The 18,361-nt window shown below is 63.7% G+C and carries 18 protein-coding genes; 10 read left to right on the top strand and 8 right to left on the bottom strand.

What is annotated here, in order from left to right; all coding sequences use genetic code 11:
• The first annotated feature begins 15 nt into the window (after positions 1–15).
• On the top strand, positions 16–3,072 hold the full coding sequence (locus ACIQUG_RS10870) for an AsmA family protein (RefSeq protein WP_402320963.1): 3,057 nt from the start codon (positions 16–18) through the stop codon (positions 3,070–3,072).
• A 122-nt stretch (positions 3,073–3,194) separates the two neighbouring features.
• Positions 3,195–4,460: an alkyl sulfatase dimerization domain-containing protein gene (locus ACIQUG_RS10865; protein WP_402320960.1), complete on the top strand. Its 1,266-nt coding sequence runs from the start codon at positions 3,195–3,197 to the stop codon at positions 4,458–4,460.
• 125 nt (positions 4,461–4,585) lie between these two features.
• Here ACIQUG_RS10865 and ACIQUG_RS10860 read toward each other — a convergent pair whose 3' ends face one another.
• Positions 4,586–5,155: a methylated-DNA--[protein]-cysteine S-methyltransferase gene (locus ACIQUG_RS10860; RefSeq protein ID WP_402320957.1), complete on the bottom strand. Its 570-nt coding sequence runs from the start codon at positions 5,153–5,155 to the stop codon at positions 4,586–4,588.
• 190 nt (positions 5,156–5,345) lie between these two features.
• Between ACIQUG_RS10860 and ACIQUG_RS10855 the strand changes: the two genes are divergently transcribed.
• Positions 5,346–6,617, top strand: a complete 1,272-nt coding sequence (locus ACIQUG_RS10855) for a GGDEF domain-containing protein (protein ID WP_402320954.1) — start codon at positions 5,346–5,348, stop codon at positions 6,615–6,617.
• A gap of 59 nt (positions 6,618–6,676) precedes the next feature.
• On the opposite strand, the gene ACIQUG_RS10850 is transcribed toward ACIQUG_RS10855, so the two are convergent.
• Both ACIQUG_RS10850 and ACIQUG_RS10845 read right to left on the bottom strand, forming a co-directional pair.
• Positions 6,677–7,321, bottom strand: a complete 645-nt coding sequence (locus ACIQUG_RS10850) for a LysE family translocator (protein ID WP_402320951.1) — start codon at positions 7,319–7,321, stop codon at positions 6,677–6,679.
• An 85-nt stretch (positions 7,322–7,406) separates the two neighbouring features.
• Entirely contained in the window at positions 7,407–8,309 is a 903-nt protein-coding gene (locus ACIQUG_RS10845) for a M23 family metallopeptidase (protein ID WP_402320948.1), read from the bottom strand.
• Between the two features lie 114 nt (positions 8,310–8,423).
• On the opposite strand from ACIQUG_RS10845, the gene ACIQUG_RS10840 reads away from it, so the two are divergent.
• On the top strand, positions 8,424–8,912 hold the full coding sequence (locus ACIQUG_RS10840; RefSeq protein ID WP_402320944.1) for an RrF2 family transcriptional regulator: 489 nt from the start codon (positions 8,424–8,426) through the stop codon (positions 8,910–8,912).
• 141 nt (positions 8,913–9,053) lie between these two features.
• On the opposite strand, the gene ACIQUG_RS10835 is transcribed toward ACIQUG_RS10840, so the two are convergent.
• Together ACIQUG_RS10835 and ACIQUG_RS10830 are read right to left on the bottom strand one after the other, a co-directional pair.
• Positions 9,054–9,461 carry a cupin domain-containing protein gene (locus tag ACIQUG_RS10835; protein ID WP_402320942.1) on the bottom strand — a complete coding sequence of 136 codons (408 nt, stop codon included), beginning with the start codon at positions 9,459–9,461 and terminating at the stop codon, positions 9,054–9,056.
• Positions 9,462–9,497: 36 nt separating this feature from the next.
• Positions 9,498–9,977: a carboxymuconolactone decarboxylase family protein gene (locus ACIQUG_RS10830; protein ID WP_402320939.1), complete on the bottom strand. Its 480-nt coding sequence runs from the start codon at positions 9,975–9,977 to the stop codon at positions 9,498–9,500.
• 130 nt (positions 9,978–10,107) lie between these two features.
• On the opposite strand from ACIQUG_RS10830, the gene ACIQUG_RS10825 reads away from it, so the two are divergent.
• Positions 10,108–11,013: a LysR family transcriptional regulator gene (locus ACIQUG_RS10825; RefSeq protein WP_402320936.1), complete on the top strand. Its 906-nt coding sequence runs from the start codon at positions 10,108–10,110 to the stop codon at positions 11,011–11,013.
• Positions 11,014–11,024: 11 nt separating this feature from the next.
• On the opposite strand, the gene ACIQUG_RS10820 is transcribed toward ACIQUG_RS10825, so the two are convergent.
• The gene (locus ACIQUG_RS10820) at positions 11,025–11,510 is read right to left on the bottom strand and encodes an Lrp/AsnC family transcriptional regulator (protein WP_043623419.1); all 486 of its coding nucleotides are present in this window, start codon (positions 11,508–11,510) and stop codon (positions 11,025–11,027) included.
• Positions 11,511–11,653: 143 nt separating this feature from the next.
• Here ACIQUG_RS10820 and ACIQUG_RS10815 point away from each other — a divergent pair, with 143 nt between their 5' ends.
• Together ACIQUG_RS10815 and ACIQUG_RS10810 are read left to right on the top strand one after the other, a co-directional pair.
• Positions 11,654–12,070 carry a DUF2000 domain-containing protein gene (locus ACIQUG_RS10815; RefSeq protein WP_402320932.1) on the top strand — a complete coding sequence of 139 codons (417 nt, stop codon included), beginning with the start codon at positions 11,654–11,656 and terminating at the stop codon, positions 12,068–12,070.
• Between the two features lie 309 nt (positions 12,071–12,379).
• Positions 12,380–13,561 (top strand): MFS transporter, encoded by a 1,182-nt coding sequence (locus ACIQUG_RS10810; protein WP_402320929.1) that lies wholly within the window; start codon positions 12,380–12,382, stop codon positions 13,559–13,561.
• 78 nt (positions 13,562–13,639) lie between these two features.
• Here ACIQUG_RS10810 and ycaC read toward each other — a convergent pair whose 3' ends face one another.
• Positions 13,640–14,266, bottom strand: a complete 627-nt coding sequence (ycaC, locus tag ACIQUG_RS10805; RefSeq protein ID WP_034787558.1) for an isochorismate family cysteine hydrolase YcaC — start codon at positions 14,264–14,266, stop codon at positions 13,640–13,642.
• A gap of 143 nt (positions 14,267–14,409) precedes the next feature.
• Here ycaC and ACIQUG_RS10800 point away from each other — a divergent pair, with 143 nt between their 5' ends.
• Together ACIQUG_RS10800 and ACIQUG_RS10795 are read left to right on the top strand one after the other, a co-directional pair.
• The gene (locus tag ACIQUG_RS10800) at positions 14,410–15,357 is read left to right on the top strand and encodes a LysR substrate-binding domain-containing protein (RefSeq protein ID WP_402320926.1); all 948 of its coding nucleotides are present in this window, start codon (positions 14,410–14,412) and stop codon (positions 15,355–15,357) included.
• 224 nt (positions 15,358–15,581) lie between these two features.
• A complete protein-coding gene (locus ACIQUG_RS10795; protein WP_034787562.1) occupies positions 15,582–15,875 on the top strand; it encodes a hypothetical protein in 294 nt (97 codons plus the stop codon).
• Positions 15,876–15,911: 36 nt separating this feature from the next.
• On the opposite strand, the gene ACIQUG_RS10790 is transcribed toward ACIQUG_RS10795, so the two are convergent.
• Positions 15,912–16,610, bottom strand: a complete 699-nt coding sequence (locus ACIQUG_RS10790) for an aspartate/glutamate racemase family protein (RefSeq protein ID WP_402320923.1) — start codon at positions 16,608–16,610, stop codon at positions 15,912–15,914.
• A gap of 221 nt (positions 16,611–16,831) precedes the next feature.
• On the opposite strand from ACIQUG_RS10790, the gene ACIQUG_RS10785 reads away from it, so the two are divergent.
• Entirely contained in the window at positions 16,832–18,361 is a 1,530-nt protein-coding gene (locus tag ACIQUG_RS10785) for an ABC transporter substrate-binding protein (protein WP_402320919.1), read from the top strand.

Genomic DNA, 18,361 nt, shown 5'->3' with positions numbered 1-18,361 from the left:
GCAACGAGGGGAAACATGCGGCGTTTCTTTCTTTGCCTGCTGGCGCTCGGCGTCCTCGCTGTCGTTTCAGTCATGATCCTGCCCAGCTTCGTTTCGAGCGACTGGATGCGCGCCGAACTGGGGCGGCAACTCTCGAACGCGACCGGCAGCGCGATCGCGCTCAACGGCCCGGTCAGGCTTTCCGTCGTCCCGCATCTGGCGGTGGTGGCCGAAAACGTCTCGCTCGATGCCGACGGCATGACGGCCGAGATCGGCAAAGTCGCGGGCTCCGTGACGCTCTCCTCGCTCTGGTCCGACCGCCTGCACGTGAGGGAAGTAAGGCTTGTACGCCCTGTCGTGGCGCTGCGGCCGAAGGTAGAGGCCGCGGCCGCCGCCCAAGACGGGGAGATTGAGGCGGGACAGGCGATCGCGAGCGAACCGCGCGATCCGCTCGCTGCCCTCGTCGCTTTCCTAGAGAAAAGCGCCATCGACAAGATCTCGATCAGCGAGGGAACGCTGCGGCAGGAGGACGCCGGCGGCTCGGTCGACGTCGTCAAGGATCTCGACCTTACGCTCGCCGTTCCGGATATCGATGGCGAACTGTCGCTCTCGGCCGGCGCCGGCGTCGAGGGCCGGCGCTACGAGGTGACGCTTGCCATTTCGCCGTTGCGTCCGCTGCTTGAGCACAAGCCCGCCGAACTCACCCTCTCCCTGGAGGCCGAGCCTCAGCTCGCGGCCGGGCTCACCGAACTGACCGCCAGCGGCCAGGTGGCGCTGAATGCCAATGGCGGTTACCAGATCCGCGGCGGCAAGCTTACGATCGGCGATGAAGCGCTCGGGCTCGACGCGTTGTTCGTGCCGGGCAGCCGCCCGCGGTTCCTCGCCGACCTCAACGCCGAGCGGCTGGACCTGAGCGCGTTTCTCGAGGGCGGCGAGACCGCCGCATCCTCCACGCAGCCCGAGGAACCGGCAGGCCGGACGGACAGGGCCAAGGCAACTGCGGGCCTGCAGGCGCTGGCCGGTTTTGACGCCGATATCAGCGTCAATGTCGGCGCCCTTGCCGTCGGCGACATTTCCGCCTCCGACGTCACGCTGACGGCGACGCTCAAGGACGGGCAGCTGACAGGGCGGCTCGAACATCTCGGGATCGACGCCGGCAGCGTTGCCGCCGATCTCGCTGCCGACGTCAGCACCGCCGAGCCAATTTTCCAGGGCCGCGTCGTCAGCAACGGGCTCGACGTTTCCAAACTGGCGGCTCTCGCCGGCCAAGCGGTGCCGCTGACGGGGACCGTGACGATGGACACGGCCTTCGCGTTTCGCGGATTGAGCGCAAGCTCCGTGCGCAAGACGATCAACGTAACCGGCGGCGCAAGCCTGCGCGACGCGACCATCGTCATTCCCGGCATCGCCGATCCGGCCATGGCCGAGGTGAAGGCAAAGAAGCTCGCCCTCAAGATCGAGGGCCTTGCCAAGCCGATGCGCCTTGCGGGCAGCCTCGTGTGGCGCGGCAAACCGGCCGAGATCGACCTCACACTGCCGGTCCGCGACCTGCTGATGGACGCCAACGCCCGCGCGGGCGATATCCCGCTGAAGCTCGATGTGCGCACGAAGGAGGCGACGCTTGCGCTGGACGGCAAGGCAGCGCTTGCGGGCAGCTACGCCGGAAAGGTGAACTTCGCGGCCGCAGACCTGCAAGCGCTTCTTGCCTGGATCGGACAGGCAGACGCGGGCGGCATTACGCAATTCGCCTTCAATGGCGACGTGCAGGCAAGCACTGCCGGCGTTGCGTTCCAGAAGGCCACGCTCTCGGTCAACGGGGTCGAGGGAAGCGGCAACGGTGCGGTCGAACTCGGGACACCGCTCAAAATTTCGAGCGCGCTCCATTTCATGGAACTGGACCTCGCGCGGCTGGCTGGCGCACCTTCGGCAGCGCCGCAGGCGAAGGTTAAGGGAAAATCAAGCGGAGGCCCTACCACGGATGCTCCGCTGGACCTGTCCGCCCTTCGCTCGATCGATGCCTCCATCAAGGTCGATGCCGAGAAGCTCGCCTACGGCCGCGTCGTCGCCGGGCCGGTCGCAACCTCGCTGAAGATCTCCGAGGGCATTGCAAACCTCGATATTCCCGAAAGCCCCTTCTATGGCGGCCAGGTGGCCGCAAGCCTAACCGCAGACGGCTCCGGCGCGGAGCCGTCGATCGCGGTCAAGGCCTCGATAGCGGGCGCCTCTGCCGCACCGCTGCTGACCGACCTTGCGAACTTCAAGCATCTCGAAGGCGCACTGCAGACGACGTTCGACATTGCAGGCGCCGGCGGCACGACCGGCGCACTCAAGCGATCGCTCAAGGGCACGGCCCAGGTCCGCTTCTCCGACGGCGCCATCCGCGGGATCGACGTTGCCGACGTTTACAACAATCTCGTTGGCCTGATGTCGTCCGGCTTCAAGCAGAACGACAACAAGGCGACCGGCTTTACCGAACTCGGGGCATCCTTTGCGATCGAGAACGGCGTTGCGCGCACCGACGACATCAAGCTCGTCGGCCCGCTCGTGCGGATGAGCGGCAAGGGCGAGGCAAACCTGCCGGAGGACCAGTTGAACTTCCGGCTTGATCCACGCGTGGTCGCATCCTTGCAAGGCCAGGGCGCCGACATCGCGACCGAAGGCATCGGCGTGCCGGTCATCATCGAAGGGTCGTTTGCCGCTCCGCGCATCTATCCCGACCTTTCGGGCCTTCTGAAAAACCCCGATGCCGCGCTTTCGACCTTGAAGAAGCTCGGCTTGCCGACCGGCAAGCTGGGGCTCGACGAACTCCTGTCCGGGGAAGGCAAAGGAGGAAAGCTTCGCGATATCCTCAGCGGCGCGATTGGCAAGCAGCCGAAGGGCGAAGCCAGCGAACTCTCCATCGAGCAGATCATCGGCGGTGGCGGCGGCGAGCCCGAGGCGGCACCGCCTGTCGAAGGGCAAGTTCCGCCCGACACGGCTGCAGAACAGCCGGCGCCGGAAACGCCACAGCCTGAGCAGCAACCCGCCGCAGAAGCCGAGCAGCCGGCACAGGACAGCGGTACCTTGGGAAAGCTGTTCAAGCTTCTTCAGTGAGCAAGCGGCTCCGATGATGGAGCCCGAAGCCTGAGGCATGCTCCCAAGACCGCACGTGCCGGCTTCCAACCACGGCCGGCAGTGCTAAAGCTGTCTGCGATTGCTTCGAGGACAGAAAGATCATGAGACACGACCCGTTGTTCGAGCGTCTGTGGGACGGCACGGCTCCGATGGAAAAATGGACCGCCGCCGTCTCGCATGGCGCCATCACGCACATCGCCGACGATATCATCACCGTCCATACGACCTATTTCTGCGGCAGCGTGACGGCCATCCGCACGCCGGACGGCCTGGTCCTGATCGATACCGCGAAGCCGGAAACGGCAAAGCAGACCCTCGACGTCATACGCTCGTGGGACGACAGCCCCATACACACCGTAATCTTCACGCATGGCCATATCGACCATACCAGCGGGATCACGGTTATCGACCAGGAAGCGGATGCGCGCGGGTTAGCGCGCCCGCGGATCGTCGCCCACCGCAACGTGCAGCGGCGGATGGAGCGCTACGAAGCCTCGCATGGCTACAACAGCATCGCGCAGAGCCAGCAGTTCAACAAACCGGGCTACGTCTACCCGATCGGCCAGCGGCGACCGGACGTGGTCTATGACGATACCCTGTCGCTCTCCATAGGCGGCGAGCGGATCGAACTCTTTCACGGCAGGGGCGAGACCGACGACGCAACGTTCGTCTGGCTGCCGGAACGGCGCGTCCTTGCGAGCGGCGATTTCGTTATCTGGGTGTTTCCGAATGCCGGCAATCCGCGCAAGGTGCAGCGTTATACAGCGGATTGGGCGGCGGCGCTTCGGCGGATGGAGGCGCTTGCCCCGGCGGTCCTTATTCCCGGTCACGGTCCGGTCGTCTTTGGTGAAGAGCGCGCGGCCGAGATGCTGCGCCACGGGGCAGAGGCGCTCGAGCATCTTGTGCGTGAAACGCTCGCGCTCCTCAACAGGGGCGCAACACTCGACGAGATCCTGCATGCGGTGAAGGTGCCGCATGCATATCTGGCCAAGCCCTATCTGGCAGCCAAATACGACGACCCGGAATTCCTCGTCCGCGGCATTTACCATTTCTACGCCGGCTGGTTCGATGGTGACGCAGCCCATCTCAAGCCGCCGAGGACCGCCGATCTCGCATCGGAACTGGCCACACTTGCCGGCGGCGCCGAAAAGCTTGCGGTGCGGGCCACGCAGCTTTCGGAGGAAGGGAATTTCCGCCTCGCGGTTCAACTCGTGGAGTTCGCCAGCGTAGCCGCACCCGACGACCGGACCATTCAGGCAACCCGCTCCGCGGTCCTGCGAAAGAGCATCGAGAACGAGAATTCGCTGATGGGCAAGGCCTTCCTCGCGGTCTACGAACGCGAAGCCGAGCAACGGTCCAAAGGCTAATGAATATCGCGCAAAACTGCGCATCGGTTTTGCAAAACGCCAAAAGAGCAGGAGCTTAAAGCCTGGCGTGTGAACCCCTCATCACGCGAGAGGCTTCAGGCGCCCCGCGCTGGAGCAGCCTTACTTCAGAAGCCGAAAGACTGCTGTGCGGGCTTGGGCTGTTGCTCTTCCAGATGGACGCCTTCCAGTTCGAGCATGCGCGTCTTGGTGGTCGAACCGCCGGGCGCTGAAAACCCGCCGATCTTGCCGCCGGCGGCCAGCACCCGGTGGCAGGGGATGATCAGCGATACCGGGTTTTTGGCCATGGCCTGGCCGACATCGCGCGCCGCTTCCGGCCCGACGCCCAATTCCTTGGCGAGCCCGCCATAGGTCGTGGTCTGGCCCCAGCGCAGCGCTCGTGCGGCCGCGTAGATACGCAGGAAGAATTCGTCCTGGCCTTGCAGATCCACCGCGAAGCCGGAGAAATCGACCTCCCTGCCCTCGAAGTAGCGCTGCACGGCTTCCACCGCCGCCTGGATTACGGGCGTCGGCTCCGACGCCTCCCCGGAAGGCAGCCGCCGCAGCAACAGCCGCTCGGTCCCATCTCGCGTGCTGGTCGGCAGTTGAAAGCGCGTGATGCCGACATCGTTCCAGGCGATGCCACAGAACCCGGCCGCGGTCTCAAAGATGAAATAACGATGCATCGCCTGGCCCATCGGCCTCGCCTCCACTTGTACGCCTCCCTCAAAAATCGTGCAGGACGCCGCCGAATTCAACCCGTTTCCTGCCTGCGCGACCGCCGTTTTGGCACAGATTGCCCGATGCCGGACAGGCCGCCGAGTGCCGTCATTTGCGAAAGCTTTACGCTTGTTGGGCATGGTTTCGCGCGAACATCAGGAGACGATGGTGGACATCCTGCATACCCCGACGATCATGCTCAGTTCGTTCGTAACGCTCGTGATCTTCGCCGCATTCTTCGGTTTTGCCTGGCGGCAGGAGCGCAAGAGCCTCGAGCTGCTTCTGTGGTCCTTGGCCTTCGCCATCGGCGCGGTCGGCTTCGTCCTGCTGACGCTGCGCGGCGACGGCTACAACTTCATCACCATCTCGCTCGGCAACGCGCTCGCAGTGCTGGGGCTCGCGATGATCTGGCTCGGCCTGCGCGCCTTTGACCATCAGCCGCTCAAGATCGCCTCCGCGCTCATCGGGCCACTCCTGTGGATCGTCGTCACCTATGCTTCAGACTATGTTCGCGAGAGCGTCACCAGCCGGATCGTGCTCTATTCCGTCCTGATCTTCGCCTATTCGGCGCTGATCGCGCACGAGATCTTCCGCTCGGAGAATTTCCGCAAGCTTCCGAGCTCTTACATCGTCGCCTTCGTCTTCGCCACTCATGGCCTGCTCTACCTCGCCCGCATCCCACTGATCCTGATCTGGCCGCTCGCCGGCAACACGGCAGCGGGAGCCTCGCAGCCGTTGTGGTACCAGCTGCTGACCTTCGAGCTGTTTTTTCACAGCCTCGCCGGGGGCTTCGCCTTCTTCGCCATGGTCAAGGAGCGAACCCAGCAGCGCTACAAGCTCGCCTCGGAGACCGACGCCCTGACCGGGGTGCCGAACCGCCGCTCGTTCCTTGTGCAGCTGGAAACCCATCTCGCCACGCAACCGGCCAAGGGAGCGCTGCTCTATCTCGACATCGATCACTTCAAGGCGATCAACGATCGCTACGGCCATGCGGTGGGCGACCAGGTGCTCGTGGAATTTGCCGGGATTCTCTCGAAGGCGGTCCCGCGCGACACCTTAATCGCGCGCATGGGCGGCGAAGAATTTGCCGCCTGCCTCCCGCAGGCGGATCGCGCCGACGCGATCGCCATTGCCGACAGCATCCGCACCGCGCTTGAGGCGCGCCGGATGAGCACGGCCAAGGGTGTGCTGTCGGCAACGGTCAGCATCGGCATTGCCTTTGCCGATCGGCAAGAGGATGTGCACGCGATCATCTCCGCCGCCGACGCCGCGCTTTATGCCGCCAAGGCCGCTGGCAGAAACAGCGTCTGGTCGGAAGATCCGTCAGGCGTGCCGCAGTTTGCCGCGGGCTCGAATGCGCCCACAGAAACGGCGACGACGCTTCTATCGCTAAGCCCATCCAGAGGCAGTGTATCGACACGGCGGCCCACCGGCTCCTGATATTTCCGCGTCAGTGAAGCGAACCATCCGCCGGTCGCGCCGGTATCGCCGCCCGCCGCCTATCCGTTGACGCGCTTTACCAGCGCAAGCGAGGCGGCCGAGACGAGCAAGGCGCCGCCGCAGCCTCTTTCCATCCAGCGCCGCATCGACGAGGCGGCAAACTGCGTCGTCTTGAAGCCGACAAGGGCGTAACCGAACATGACGGCAAACTCGACGACGGTGAACACGGCCGTAAGCGCCAGGAACTGCGGCAGTTGCGGTGCGGCCGGGTTGATGAACTGCGGCAGCAGCGCGGAGAAAAACAGGTAGGCCTTCGGGTTGGTGATGGCGACGATCATGCTGTGGCGGCAGATCGCAAGCGCGGATTCCGTGCGAGCGAGATCGGCGTTTTCCGCGCTCTGTCCTTCGGCTTTTTCGGTGCTGGCGGGCCGAAGCATCTTGTAGCCGAGCCAGGCGAGATAGCCGGCACCCACATATTTGACGACCGAGAACCAGAACTCCGACGCGGCAAGGATGGCGCCGAGGCCGGCTGCAACGGCGGCAATCAGGAAGAAGTCGGAAAGCAGCACGCCGATCATGCCGGCAACCGCCTTTTTCATGCCGAAGCGAGACCCGTTGGCCATCGCCAGGATCACGTCCGGGCCGGGTGTCACGACTGCGATGAAGGTGACGGCCGCAAAGGCAGCCACGGTGCTGATGTCCATGAACGAGCTCCTCCCCTAAGTGGCCCATCTTTGGCCATTCAGATCGAGCGTGTAAAGCACTGCCCCGCTCAACCGCGCATCGGCTTCACCTGGAAAATTGCGCATTACGCGAAGGAACACGCCCGTCGAAGGACAGTTGAACCGCCTTTCCGGATCCGGCATCGACGGCATGAATGTGCAGATGCGGCTCCGTGCTGTTGCCGGAGTTACCGACCGCGCCGATCGGATCGCCGGCGAGAACCCGCGCTCCGACCGTGGCGGTCACGCTGCCCTCGCGCAGATGCGCCAGTTCAACCCGCATGCCGTCGCAGGCAACGATCACGTGGTTTCCCGCCGGGTTGTCCCGGTCCGCCTTGGGCGGCGGTAGATCGGGTAGCCCATCGACCGCCGCAACGACCTCTCCCCCACACGGGCTGACGACGGTCTTGCCGAAGATGGCGTAGTCGGCGGGATCCGCGGGCAGCAGTCCGAACGCACGGAAACCGGCATCGCCAATCGCCGTGATGTCGAGGGCATGCCGCTGCGCCGGATGGTCGCTGTGATGGTTGAGCACGCCGATGCCACCGCCCTGCGCAACGACGAATCGGCCGCCGGTCAACGGAAACGACAGCGCGCGCGGATCGTGCCGTGCACCGATGCCCCAAGTGACATAGGCGAGTGCTGCACCGAAGACGAAGAGAGATGCTACGGTGGGCACCAGGCTGCGCGCCAAGGCGCCACGATCGAGCGACAGCCAGGGCCGGCGCCAATTCCGGGGCAACGAGACCAGAGCCGCCGCGACCGCGAGTGCGGCAAGCGCCGCCCTGGTCCAGAAGCCGGCAATGTCCCAACGGTTGAGAAGCCCGATCAGGGTGAGCAGCACGATGGTCTCGGCAAGCGCCAGAAGCCAGCCAAGCCGCGTCGGCTCATTCAGCCGCCACAGTCGCCAGATGAAGACAAACGGCAACAGGATGCTGAGAACAAGCAGAAAACCGACGACAACGACCATGACCCCTCCTGTTACACATGATGGCGCTGTTTACACAGAGAAAAAATAGGGATATTTTTTGTCCTTAATATATGTGGACGGCATCTCCCGGACGAAAAATGATCGTTAGAGCGAATGATCCTTAAGAGCCAAGTCGAATGGGCGTTGCACTGTTGCGCCATTCTCGCCGGCCTGCCCGAGGGCCGCTACCTATCGACCAAGGCGCTGGCCGAATTCCATGGACTTCCGAAGGAGTATCTGTCGAAGGCGCTGCAGAGTCTGTCACAGGCGGGCCTCGTCCACACGACCCTCGGTCCTTCGGGAGGCTACCGGCTGGCGAAAGCGCCGGCGGAACTGACCTTTCTCGAGATCGTCGAGGCGGTCGAAGGCAGGTCGCGCACCTTCGTCTGCACCAACATCCGGGCCAACAATCCCTGCCGGGCGCCCGGTTACTGCGACGAGACGCCCTGTGCGGTGGCGCGCATCATGTGGGAAGCGGACGAAGCCTGGCGCGACAAGCTGCGAAGCGTGCGCCTGTCCGACCTGATGGAGATCCTCTCGAAGGAAATTCCCGCCGATCTCTCGAAGCAAAGCTCTGCCTGGGTTCTAGAACGCGCCGGATGAGTGGCAGCTCGGCCGCGGTTTCAGCCGGCGAGGGGTAGAGATAGGCCTGTGCCGGCAACGCTCGGCGAACATGACAGGCTCCAACGGTTGGGCCGAGGGAGGGGCCGGCTGCGCGATTGGCATCCGGCCCCCGGCATGGCGTCACTTGGTCATCGGAAAGGTCAATTCCTTTTCGGCGGTGTCGACGACGAAGACGGCCAGCAGCTTGGCCGGCGAGGTCTTGCTGCCGTTGGCGCTGACACCGTGACGGTCGCCCGGCATTTCGGAGAAGCTCTCGCCGGCCTTGTATTCCTTCACCGGGCCGTCATTGACCTGGCTGAGGATCGAGCCTTCGAGCACCGTCGCGTAGATGAACGCCGTGCTCGCGTGGGTATGCGCCTCGGACGAGCCGCCAGGCCCGTATTCCACCAGGACGCCCTTGATGCTCTTGCCCGGAACGTTCGGCAATTCATGCTCATAGACGAGCGTCACCTTGGCGGCGTCGCCGGCAACGGCCGTGCCGAACAGGGTCGCGGCAACGGCGAGAGCGGTGAGGAGTGACTTGATCATGTCAAAAATCCTTTCGGATGAGGGAGACGGGCGCGCTCAGTTGAGCCCGGCCTTGTCGAGCCCATAGAGCTTGTCGGCGGAGCCGGGCACGGACTTGAAGGCGACGCTGACGCGGTTCCAGGCGTTGATGGCCATGATGGAGAAGGTCAGATCGGAGATCTCCTTTTCCGAAAGCTGGCCGCGCACGCGCTCGTAGAGTTCGTCCGGAACGCCGCCCTCGGGCAACTTCGTCAGCACCTCGGTCCAGGCAAGTGCGGCGCGTTCGCGCGGCGCAAACAGGTTCGATTCCCGCCAGATCGCCACGTGGTAGAGGCGCAATTCGCTCTCGCCATGAATCTTCGCCTCCTTCACGTGCATGTCGACGCAGAACGCGCAGCCGTTGATCTGCGAAGCCCGCAAATTGACGAGATCGCGGATGGCCTGCTCGATGACGCTGTCCTTCAGGCTGAGGCTGAAGTCGGAGATTTTCTTGAAGAACTCGGGTGACTGCTGGGCGTAGCTGAGGCGCTGGGTCATGGCTTTGCTCCTAATTACGGACATTTATTATCCTTATGGATACACAATATCCTTAATAGATGGACAGTAAAGCGCGCCGGGCGTAAACTCGGCGCATAACGCTTATGTCGAAACGTTTGGGGGAAGCCGGATGGACATCGTTTCTGCGCTCAGAGCCTTCCTGCGGGTGGCAGAGACCGGCTCGTTCTCCGCCGCCGCAAACGATCTCGGCCTGACCCAGCCGGCGGTGTCACGTCAGGTCTCGGGACTCGAAGAGCACCTGCGCACGCGCCTTCTGCATCGGACGACAAATGCGCTGGCGCTGACCGCCGAGGGGGAGCACATGATCCCGATGGCGCTCAAGGTGGTCGAGGCGGTCGATGCTCTTACCGAGGCTTCCTCCGGCGAGACCGGCCTCGTGGCAGGCCGCGTGCGGCTAACGGTGCCCGCGCCGCTCGGCCTCTGCCTGAGCGATCGTTTGGCCACCCTCCTCGCCCGTCATCCGGGCCTGTCGGTCGAGATGCTGTTCCGCGAGGAAGCCTCCGATCTGGTCGGAGAGGGCATCGATCTGGAAGTGCGCTTGGGCCCGGTGTCGGAAAGCGGCCTGATCTGCCGGCGGATCGGCTGGACGACCGCGTTCCTGGTGGCGGCACCCGACTATCTGAACCGGCGCCCCGCGCCCAAGTTGCCCGACGACGTCGCGACGCATGAATGCATCTGCTACAGCCGCGCCGGCGACGGCCGCCAGTGGACGTTTTCCGACGGCTCCAACGACGTTTTCGTGCGCATTGCGCCCCGGCTCGTCGCCAACAGTGCCGTGGCCGTGCATCGCGCGGTGCTCGCCGGCAACGGCCTTGCGATCCTCTCCCATATCCTGGCCTGCCCGGACATCGAGGCTGGCCGCCTGGTTAACGTCATGCCGGCATTCCCACCGGCGCGCCTGCCGATCAGTGTCGTCTATCCCTCGCGCAGAAATGTGCCGCTGCGCGTGCGCACCGTTCTCGATTTCCTTGTCCAGGTGGTCCGGGAGGACCCGCTGATGGCGTCCGCCTCCTGACCGTCGCTTGGTCAGCGCTGGCCGGCCGAGGCGCGCAGGGGTAGCCCGCCATAGGCCTTGATCTCCTTCAGCACGAAGGTCGTCTGCATCTCCTTGATGCACGGCAGGCGCCGCACGACCTTCATGGCAAAATCTGAATAGGAATCCAGGTCGGCAGAGACGACCTGGAGCAGAAAGTCCGCATCGCCGGCAATGCTGTAGCAGGCAACGACGCTGTCGAGCTTCATTACTTCCTCGGCAAAGGCATCCGCTTCCGCCTCCGTATGGCTGTCGATCTTTACCCGGATGAAGGCGAGCACCCCAAGGCCGATTTCCCGCCGATTGAGAACGGCCATGTAGCCCTGGATGACACCGTCGTCCTCGAGCTGCCGCACGCGCCGCCAACACGGCGAGGTCGACATGCCCACCTCCTCGGAAAGCGCCTGGTTGCTCAGGCGCCCGTCACTTTGCAGCGCGTTCAGGATCTTTACATCAGCGGGCGTCAGGGTCGCAGGCATCTTTTATCTCAGCTCTAGGCATATCAGGAAGAATCTACCTTACATTTGCAATTTCTCGCAACATCCGAAAGAATCTTCCCCGCGACACGGTCTATTCTCCCGCCCGACAGCGGCCTTTGAGATACAGAGAGGAAACAGACCACGTGCTTCAGGACACCCGCCTCGCCATCATCGTCAATCCCGAATTGGCACCCGGCCATCTCGCCAACACGATCGCAGCGATCTCCATCGGCATCGGCTCGGCGATGCCCAGTCTCGGTAACCAGCGGCTGACAGACAGCAGGCAGAACACCATCGACATCAGCTCCAACCGGCCCGTGCCGATCCTTCAGGCCGATGGCGCGACGATCCGGGCACTGCTCCTTAAGGCGCTGCCGAAAGACGGCGACCGTGTCGTCGTGCCGTTTCCCGCGTTCGCGCGCTCGCTGCACAGCTACGCGGACTACGAGACGCAATTTCCGGAACGCGACCTTTCGCAGGAGACGATCGACGGCATCGGCCTTGCCGGCGCCGGAAAGTGGGTCAAATCGCTGACGGGATCGCTGAGATTGCTGCGATAGGGCAAAAGCCTCGCAACGGCGCAGCGGGTCGGGGCCTGCCCCTGCCCGGTATGTACATTTTTTTCACCAGAACCAGACCAATGCCAGGATTGGTGGCGACACATTCGCAACACCAACAGCCATTCGCTCGGAAAGGCAGCGCTTTCCGAGTTGCCGGCCTCTTCCCGCCTTGACGGGACCCGGTCTGCGCGACAAGCTCTGAAAACAATTTTCAGCATATCAGAATTCCTTCACATACCGCATCGGCTCGACGGCTCCCGCCGTTGCCGAGGGTGCATCGCCCGACACGCTATCCGGGGAACAAAACGCATGACCAATCAACGGCTCATCATGCTGATCTTCTTCCTGCAACCGATCGCCTTCGGCGCCTGGCTGCCGCGTATTCCCGACGTGCAGCAAACGCTCGGTCTCGGCCCCGCGGAACTGGCGATCGCGCTGCTCGGCATGCCCGTCGGCATTCTGCTGACGCTGCCCTTTGCCGGCCGTTTCGTTGCCTGGATCGGCGGTCGTGCGACCATCCTCTACGGCTTCGTCGTCTTTCTGGCGCTCGTCTGGCTACCGACATGGGCCCCGAACATCGAGGTGCTCTTCGTGGCGCTCGCCATCGTCGGCGCATCGCTGACGACGCTCGAACTCGGCCTCAACGTCGAGGCCGACGCGATCGAGAAGCACTCCGGGCAGCTGATCATGAGCACCTGCCACGGCTTCTGGAGCCTCGGCATCATGACCGGCAGCCTGGTCGGCGTCGGCTTTGCCGCTCTGCACGTGGCACCGGAATGGGCGGTGCCGCTGACGGCCGCCGGCATGCTGCCGATCAGCGTCTACTTCGCCCGGAAGCTGCCGCTCCTGAAGACCGGCGAGGTCGCGGCTGCCGAAGCGGCGCCATCCAGGCGCAAGCTGCCGGGCTGGGCATTGCTCGGGGTCTGCTTCTTCGTCTTCGGCATCACCATGACCGAAGGCGCCGTCGCCGACTGGTCGGCGGTCTTCCTGCGCGACATCTTCGGGCTTTCCAGCGCCAGCGCCGGTTTCGGCTACTCGATCTTTGCCTTCATGGTGGCGGCCGGACGCTTTGCCGGCGACCGGCTGAAGGCGAGCTACGGCCCGGTTGCGGTGGCGCGTGCCTGCGGCATCGCCAGCATTACCGGGCTCATTCTCGTGGTGGTCAGCCCCGCCGCCTGGGCAGCGCTTCTCGGCTTTTCTGCGATGGGCTTCGGCGTATCGGTCGGCTTTCCCTTCGCGGTCACCGCCGCCGCCGACCAGAAGGACCGGCCGGCGGCCGCAAGCGTCGCCATTCTGTCCTTCATCGCGCTGCTCGGCTTCCTGCTCGGGCCGCCGTTGATCGGCCTGATCGCCGAATACAGCGACATGCGCTTCGGCCTTGGCGTGCTCGTGCCCTTCCTCGCCGTCAGCCTGCTTCTGACCGGCCGGCTCAAGCCCGCCGCCCGTGTTGACCTACAGGACGACGCCCAGCAGGCCGCCAGCCGCGCCTAACGGCCACGGCAGGAAGCGAACGCAAAAAGCCCCGGCCGTGCCAGGCCGGGACTTTCGTCGTTCGTCGTCTGACGTGTCTTACTTGCGTGCCGCCATGGTGTTGTAGCTGGTGATGAGGTTGCGGTAGTCCGGGATGTGGTTTGAAAACAGCGTGCCGAGACCCTCGATGTCGTTGCGCCAGTCGCGGTGCAGCTCGCAGGCAACGCCGAACCAGGTCATCAGCTGAACGCCGGCGGCGGTCATGCGCGACCAGGCGGAATCGCGGGTCACCTCGTTGAAGGTGCCCGAAGCATCCGTGACCACGAAGACCTCGAAGCCTTCCTCGATCGCCGAAAGCGCCGGGAACGCCACGCAGACTTCGGTCACCACGCCGGCGATCAGCAACTGCTTCTTGCCGGTGGCCTTCACCGCCTTGACGAAGTCCTCGTTGTCCCAGGCGTTGATCTGGCCCGGGCGAGGAATGAAGGGCGCATCGGGAAACTGTTCCTTCAGCTCCGGCACCAGCGGGCCGTTCGGGCCGTCCTCGAAGCTGGTGGTCAGAACCGTCGGCAGCTTGAAGTACTTGGCGAGATCACCGAGGGCCAGGACATTGTTCTTGAACTTGTCCGGGTCGAAGTCGCGCACCAGCGACAACAGGCCGGTCTGATGGTCGACGAGCAGGACGGCAACATCGTCCTTGTTGAGGCGTACGTAGGGCTTGGTCATCGGAAGTCCTTTCCTTCGTTTGGTTTCATCACCGCCAGCGACCGTCGTTGTCGCTTGATCCGCTGTGATTGAACGTAAGCTACTGCAGGACCCTCACCGCAAAAAGATTGTGAATTTCGACGCAGCGTCCTATCAATAGAACGATGCAGGACCTGAACGACCTCTATTATTTTGTCCAAGTCGTGGAGCACGGCGGCTTTGCGGCTGCGGCACGGGCAACCGGTACGCAGAAATCCCGGCTGAGCCGGCGCATTGCGATGCTAGAAGACCGGATCGGGGTCCGGCTGATCCAGCGCTCGCCGCGCCGGTTCTTCGTTACCGATGTCGGACGCGAATATTATCAGCGCTGCGTCGCGGTGTTAATCGAGGCGGAAGCGGCCGATGCCTTCATTGCGCAGCATCAGGGAGAGCCGCAGGGCATCATCCGTGTGAGCTGCCCAACCGCGTTGATCTCGTTCCAGTTCGGCAGGCTCTTTGCCCGGTTCATGACCGCCCATCCCCGGATCGGCCTGCAGCTGGAAAGCACCAACCGGCGTGTGGATGTGATTGCCGAAGGTTTCGACGTTTCGATCCGCGTCCGGTTCCCGCCGCTGGAAAAGAGCGAGCTGGTGATGCGCAAGCTCGACGACAGTTCGCAATATCTCGTCGCCAGGCCCGGATTTCTGAAGGCGCCGATTGGCGAGCCCGCACAACTGACGGGATTGCCGAGCCTTGCCTGGACCTCGGCCACGCACACCTATGAATGGCGGCTGGAAAGCGCCGATGGAGAGCGCGCCGTCGTCCGCCACGAGCCGCGCTTCCTGACCGACGACATGGCGGCGCTACGCGAAGCGGCACTGGACGGCGCGGGCATCGTGCAACTGCCGACGATGATGATCTGGAAGGACCTGGTGGCGGGCACGCTGGTGCCGGTTCTGCCGCAATGGCGCCCGGCGTCCGGCGTCGTGCACGCCGTCTTCCCTTCGCGGCGCGGGCTACTGCCCTCCGTTCGCACCTTCATCGACTTTCTTGCCCAGGAATGCGCCGCCGATCGCCTGACGATCGACGAAAGCCTGGCATGGCCGGCAAGGCGACCCCATATCACGGCCTAGCGCACCCGGCGCTCAAACGGCCGCAATTGAAGTGCCGTCCTCAACACCGACCCATGCGCCGGCCGCATAGTAGCCATTCCTTGCATATCGCGCCGCAACGCACGATCTTAATGGAGAAGCCGCGTTCGACGCCGGCTCCCCTCCTGGACCCAACCCAGTCGTAGACTTTTCCCCCGGCTTCGGCCGGCGCGGCCATTTCGGCTTGAACAATAGGGAAGGTAATCATGCAGACAACTGCCAAGACTCCCGACGCCAAGACACTGGATGCCATGACGCTGGATGAACGCTCGAACATGATGGCGCTGGTAGCAGAAGCGCTCGAGGCAACGGCCGAGAAGGCCTACGAGATCGGCGACGACCGGTTCGCCGAGAACTCGATCAGCCTCGCCAACATCATCATCGGCTGTGCGGACGACCTGGTCGTCGGCGACTTACCAGCCGCCGAACTGCTATTGCAGCAGGGTATCGCGCTTCTCAGCCTGTTTCCGGGCGAGCCCCGGGAATTCACCTTGCACTAGCGCGTGCGACCACGGCCGACGGCCAGTCGGCCGTAGTCAGGCGTCCCCGAGCGCGAGATCGACCGCAGCAAGCGCGTGGATCTCGGTCGTGTCGAACACCGGGACCGGGCTATCGGCCTGTGAAATCAACAGCATGATCTCGGTGCAGCCCATGATGATCGCTTCCGCGCCGGCATCCACGAGCCGTGCGATGATGGCGCGGTAGGCGTCACGTGAGCTGTCCTTGACGATACCGGCCACGAGTTCGCGGTAGATGATCTCGTGCACCTTCGCTCGGTCTTCCGCCTCCGGCACCAGCACATCGAGACCGAATTTTTCCGCCAGACGGCCCTTGTAGAAGTCCTGCTCCATGGTGAAGGCCGTTCCAAGCAGGCCGACCTTGCGAAGGCCCGTCGCCTTGATCTTCTCCGCCGTCGGGTCGGCGATATGCAAGAGCGGAATGGAGACGGCGGCCGAAACGTCCGCTGCCATCTTGTGCATGGTGTTGGTGCAGATCATCAGGAAATCGGCGCCGCCGGCCTCGAGACGCCGCGCCGCGGCGATCATCTCTTCCGTCAGGGCCGGCCAGTCGCCGTGATGCTGCAGGCGCTCGATCTCGCCGAAGTCCATCGACCACATCAGCGATTTCGCCGAGTGCACGCCGCCAAGGCGCTCGCGAACTGTCTCGTTGATGATGCGGTAATACTCCGCCGAGCTCTCCCAGCTCATGCCGCCGATCAGGCCGATGACCTTCATTTTCTTCTCCCTTTTCATTCCGGACTCCGGGCTAACAAATCCCGCGCCGTCGCGATAGCTCCCGCCCGTTTATGCACCTCCAGGACAAGGGTTCTGGTTCACCGCTGCCGGCGGTTGTGACACGACGACGACAGCCGGTTGACATTTCCGGCTTTGTGCCGTTTTATATTCCAAAATAAAGAACGACATAGCATAACTATGGAATATGAGGAGGAGCAGATATGAAATCGACTAAACTCGCATTGCTTATTGGAACCGCATTGGTGGCATCGGCAACCCTCGCCTTTGCGCAGGAAAAGGGCGGCGTGATCAACGTCGCGACCGTCGGCGAGCCGCCGACGCTTGACCCTATGGCATCGACGGCCGACCTCGTCGGCATCGTCTCGCAACACATTTTCGAAACGCTCTACACCTTCGACAAGGACTGGAAGCCGACGCCGCTGCTCGCCGCCAGCCTGCCGGAGATCAGCGCCGACGGAAAAACCTACACGATCAAGCTGCGTTCGGGCGTCAAGTTCCACGACGGCACCGATCTCGACTCGAAGGACGTCGTCGCCTCGCTCGAGCGCTGGACGAAGGTCGCCTCGCGCGGCAAGCAGACTGCAACGACGATTTCCGGCATCGAAGCGGTCGACCCGCTGACGGTAAAGATCTCGCTCGCCACGCCTTACGCACCGCTCGTTTCGCTGCTCGCCTTCAACAACTCCGCGGCAATCGTGCTTCCGTCCGAAAAGCAGGCCGAGCCGATGACCGATTTCGTCGGCACCGGCCCCTACCAACTCAAGGAACGCAAGGCGGACCAGTACATCCAGCTGACCCGCTACGACGCCTACAAATCGCCGGAAGGCGAAGCCAACGGCTATGGCGGCGCCCGCCACCAATATGCCGACGAAATCCGCTTCGTGCCGGTTCCGGACCCGAACACCCGCGTCGAGGCTGCAGTTTCCGGCCAGTATGACTATGTCGATAGTCTGCCGGTCGAATCCTTCGAACGCGTCAAGGGTTCGAGCGCTTCCGAACCGGTCATGCTGCAGCCCTTCGGCTGGCCGGTCTTCGTCCTGAACTCCGGCAACGGCATGACCAAGAACATCGATCTGCGCAAGGCGATCCGCGCCTCGCTCAGCATGGAAGACATGATGGCGGCTGCCTTCGGCACCACCGACTTCTATGCGCTCGACGCTGCTCTCTACCCGTCGCAGTTTACCTGGCGCACCGATGCCGGCACCGAAGGCGCCTACAACATCGCCGACCCGGAAAAGGCTGGCGAACTCCTGAAGGCCGCCGGCTACAAGGGCGAGCCGCTGCGCATCCTGACGAGCCGCCAGTACGAATTCCACTACAAGATGGCGCAGGTCGCCGCCGAGTACCTGAAACTCGCCGGCTTTACCGTCGATTTGCAGGTGGTCGACTGGGCAACGCTCACCCAGCGCCGCGCCGACCCGACGCTCTGGGACATCTACATCACCCACAGCCCCTTCCTGCCGGAACCGGCTCTGATCGGCATGATGTCGACCAAGGCTCCCGGCAACTGGGATACGCCGGCGCGCGCCAAGGCGGTCGATGCCTTCAACGCCGAATCCGACCCGGCCAAGCGCGTGGCACTGTGGGCCGACGTGCAGAAGGTGATCTTCGAGGAAGTGCCGTTCATCAAGATCGGCGACTTCAACGCGCTGTCGGCCAAGGCAAAGACGCTTGAGGGCGTCTCGCCGGCCCCGTGGCCGTACTTCTGGAACGCTTCGATCAAGAAGTAA

Origin of the sequence: Ensifer sp. NPDC090286 (assembly GCF_044769565.1) — a bacterium.
Lineage (GTDB): Bacteria > Pseudomonadota > Alphaproteobacteria > Rhizobiales > Rhizobiaceae > Ensifer.
This window is presented reverse-complemented; position numbering and strand designations above follow the sequence as displayed.

Excerpts from the sequence above, each read along its gene's own strand:
- ACIQUG_RS10870 (WP_402320963.1), top strand. The coding sequence starts at position 16 with ATGCGGCGTTTCTTTCTTTGCCTGCTGGCGCTCGGCGTCCTCGCTGTC.
- ACIQUG_RS10865 (WP_402320960.1), top strand. The coding sequence starts at position 3,195 with ATGAGACACGACCCGTTGTTCGAGCGTCTGTGGGACGGCACGGCTCCG.
- ACIQUG_RS10860 (WP_402320957.1), bottom strand. The coding sequence starts at position 5,155 with ATGGGCCAGGCGATGCATCGTTATTTCATCTTTGAGACCGCGGCCGGG.
- ACIQUG_RS10850 (WP_402320951.1), bottom strand. The coding sequence starts at position 7,321 with ATGGACATCAGCACCGTGGCTGCCTTTGCGGCCGTCACCTTCATCGCA.
- ACIQUG_RS10845 (WP_402320948.1), bottom strand. The coding sequence starts at position 8,309 with ATGGTCGTTGTCGTCGGTTTTCTGCTTGTTCTCAGCATCCTGTTGCCG.
- ACIQUG_RS10840 (WP_402320944.1), top strand. The coding sequence starts at position 8,424 with ATGATCCTTAAGAGCCAAGTCGAATGGGCGTTGCACTGTTGCGCCATT.
- ACIQUG_RS10835 (WP_402320942.1), bottom strand. The coding sequence starts at position 9,461 with ATGATCAAGTCACTCCTCACCGCTCTCGCCGTTGCCGCGACCCTGTTC.
- ACIQUG_RS10830 (WP_402320939.1), bottom strand. The coding sequence starts at position 9,977 with ATGACCCAGCGCCTCAGCTACGCCCAGCAGTCACCCGAGTTCTTCAAG.
- ACIQUG_RS10825 (WP_402320936.1), top strand. The coding sequence starts at position 10,108 with ATGGACATCGTTTCTGCGCTCAGAGCCTTCCTGCGGGTGGCAGAGACC.
- ACIQUG_RS10820 (WP_043623419.1), bottom strand. The coding sequence starts at position 11,510 with ATGCCTGCGACCCTGACGCCCGCTGATGTAAAGATCCTGAACGCGCTG.
- ACIQUG_RS10810 (WP_402320929.1), top strand. The coding sequence starts at position 12,380 with ATGACCAATCAACGGCTCATCATGCTGATCTTCTTCCTGCAACCGATC.
- ycaC (WP_034787558.1), bottom strand. The coding sequence starts at position 14,266 with ATGACCAAGCCCTACGTACGCCTCAACAAGGACGATGTTGCCGTCCTG.
- ACIQUG_RS10800 (WP_402320926.1), top strand. The coding sequence starts at position 14,410 with ATGCAGGACCTGAACGACCTCTATTATTTTGTCCAAGTCGTGGAGCAC.
- ACIQUG_RS10795 (WP_034787562.1), top strand. The coding sequence starts at position 15,582 with ATGCAGACAACTGCCAAGACTCCCGACGCCAAGACACTGGATGCCATG.
- ACIQUG_RS10790 (WP_402320923.1), bottom strand. The coding sequence starts at position 16,610 with ATGAAGGTCATCGGCCTGATCGGCGGCATGAGCTGGGAGAGCTCGGCG.
- ACIQUG_RS10785 (WP_402320919.1), top strand. The coding sequence starts at position 16,832 with ATGAAATCGACTAAACTCGCATTGCTTATTGGAACCGCATTGGTGGCA.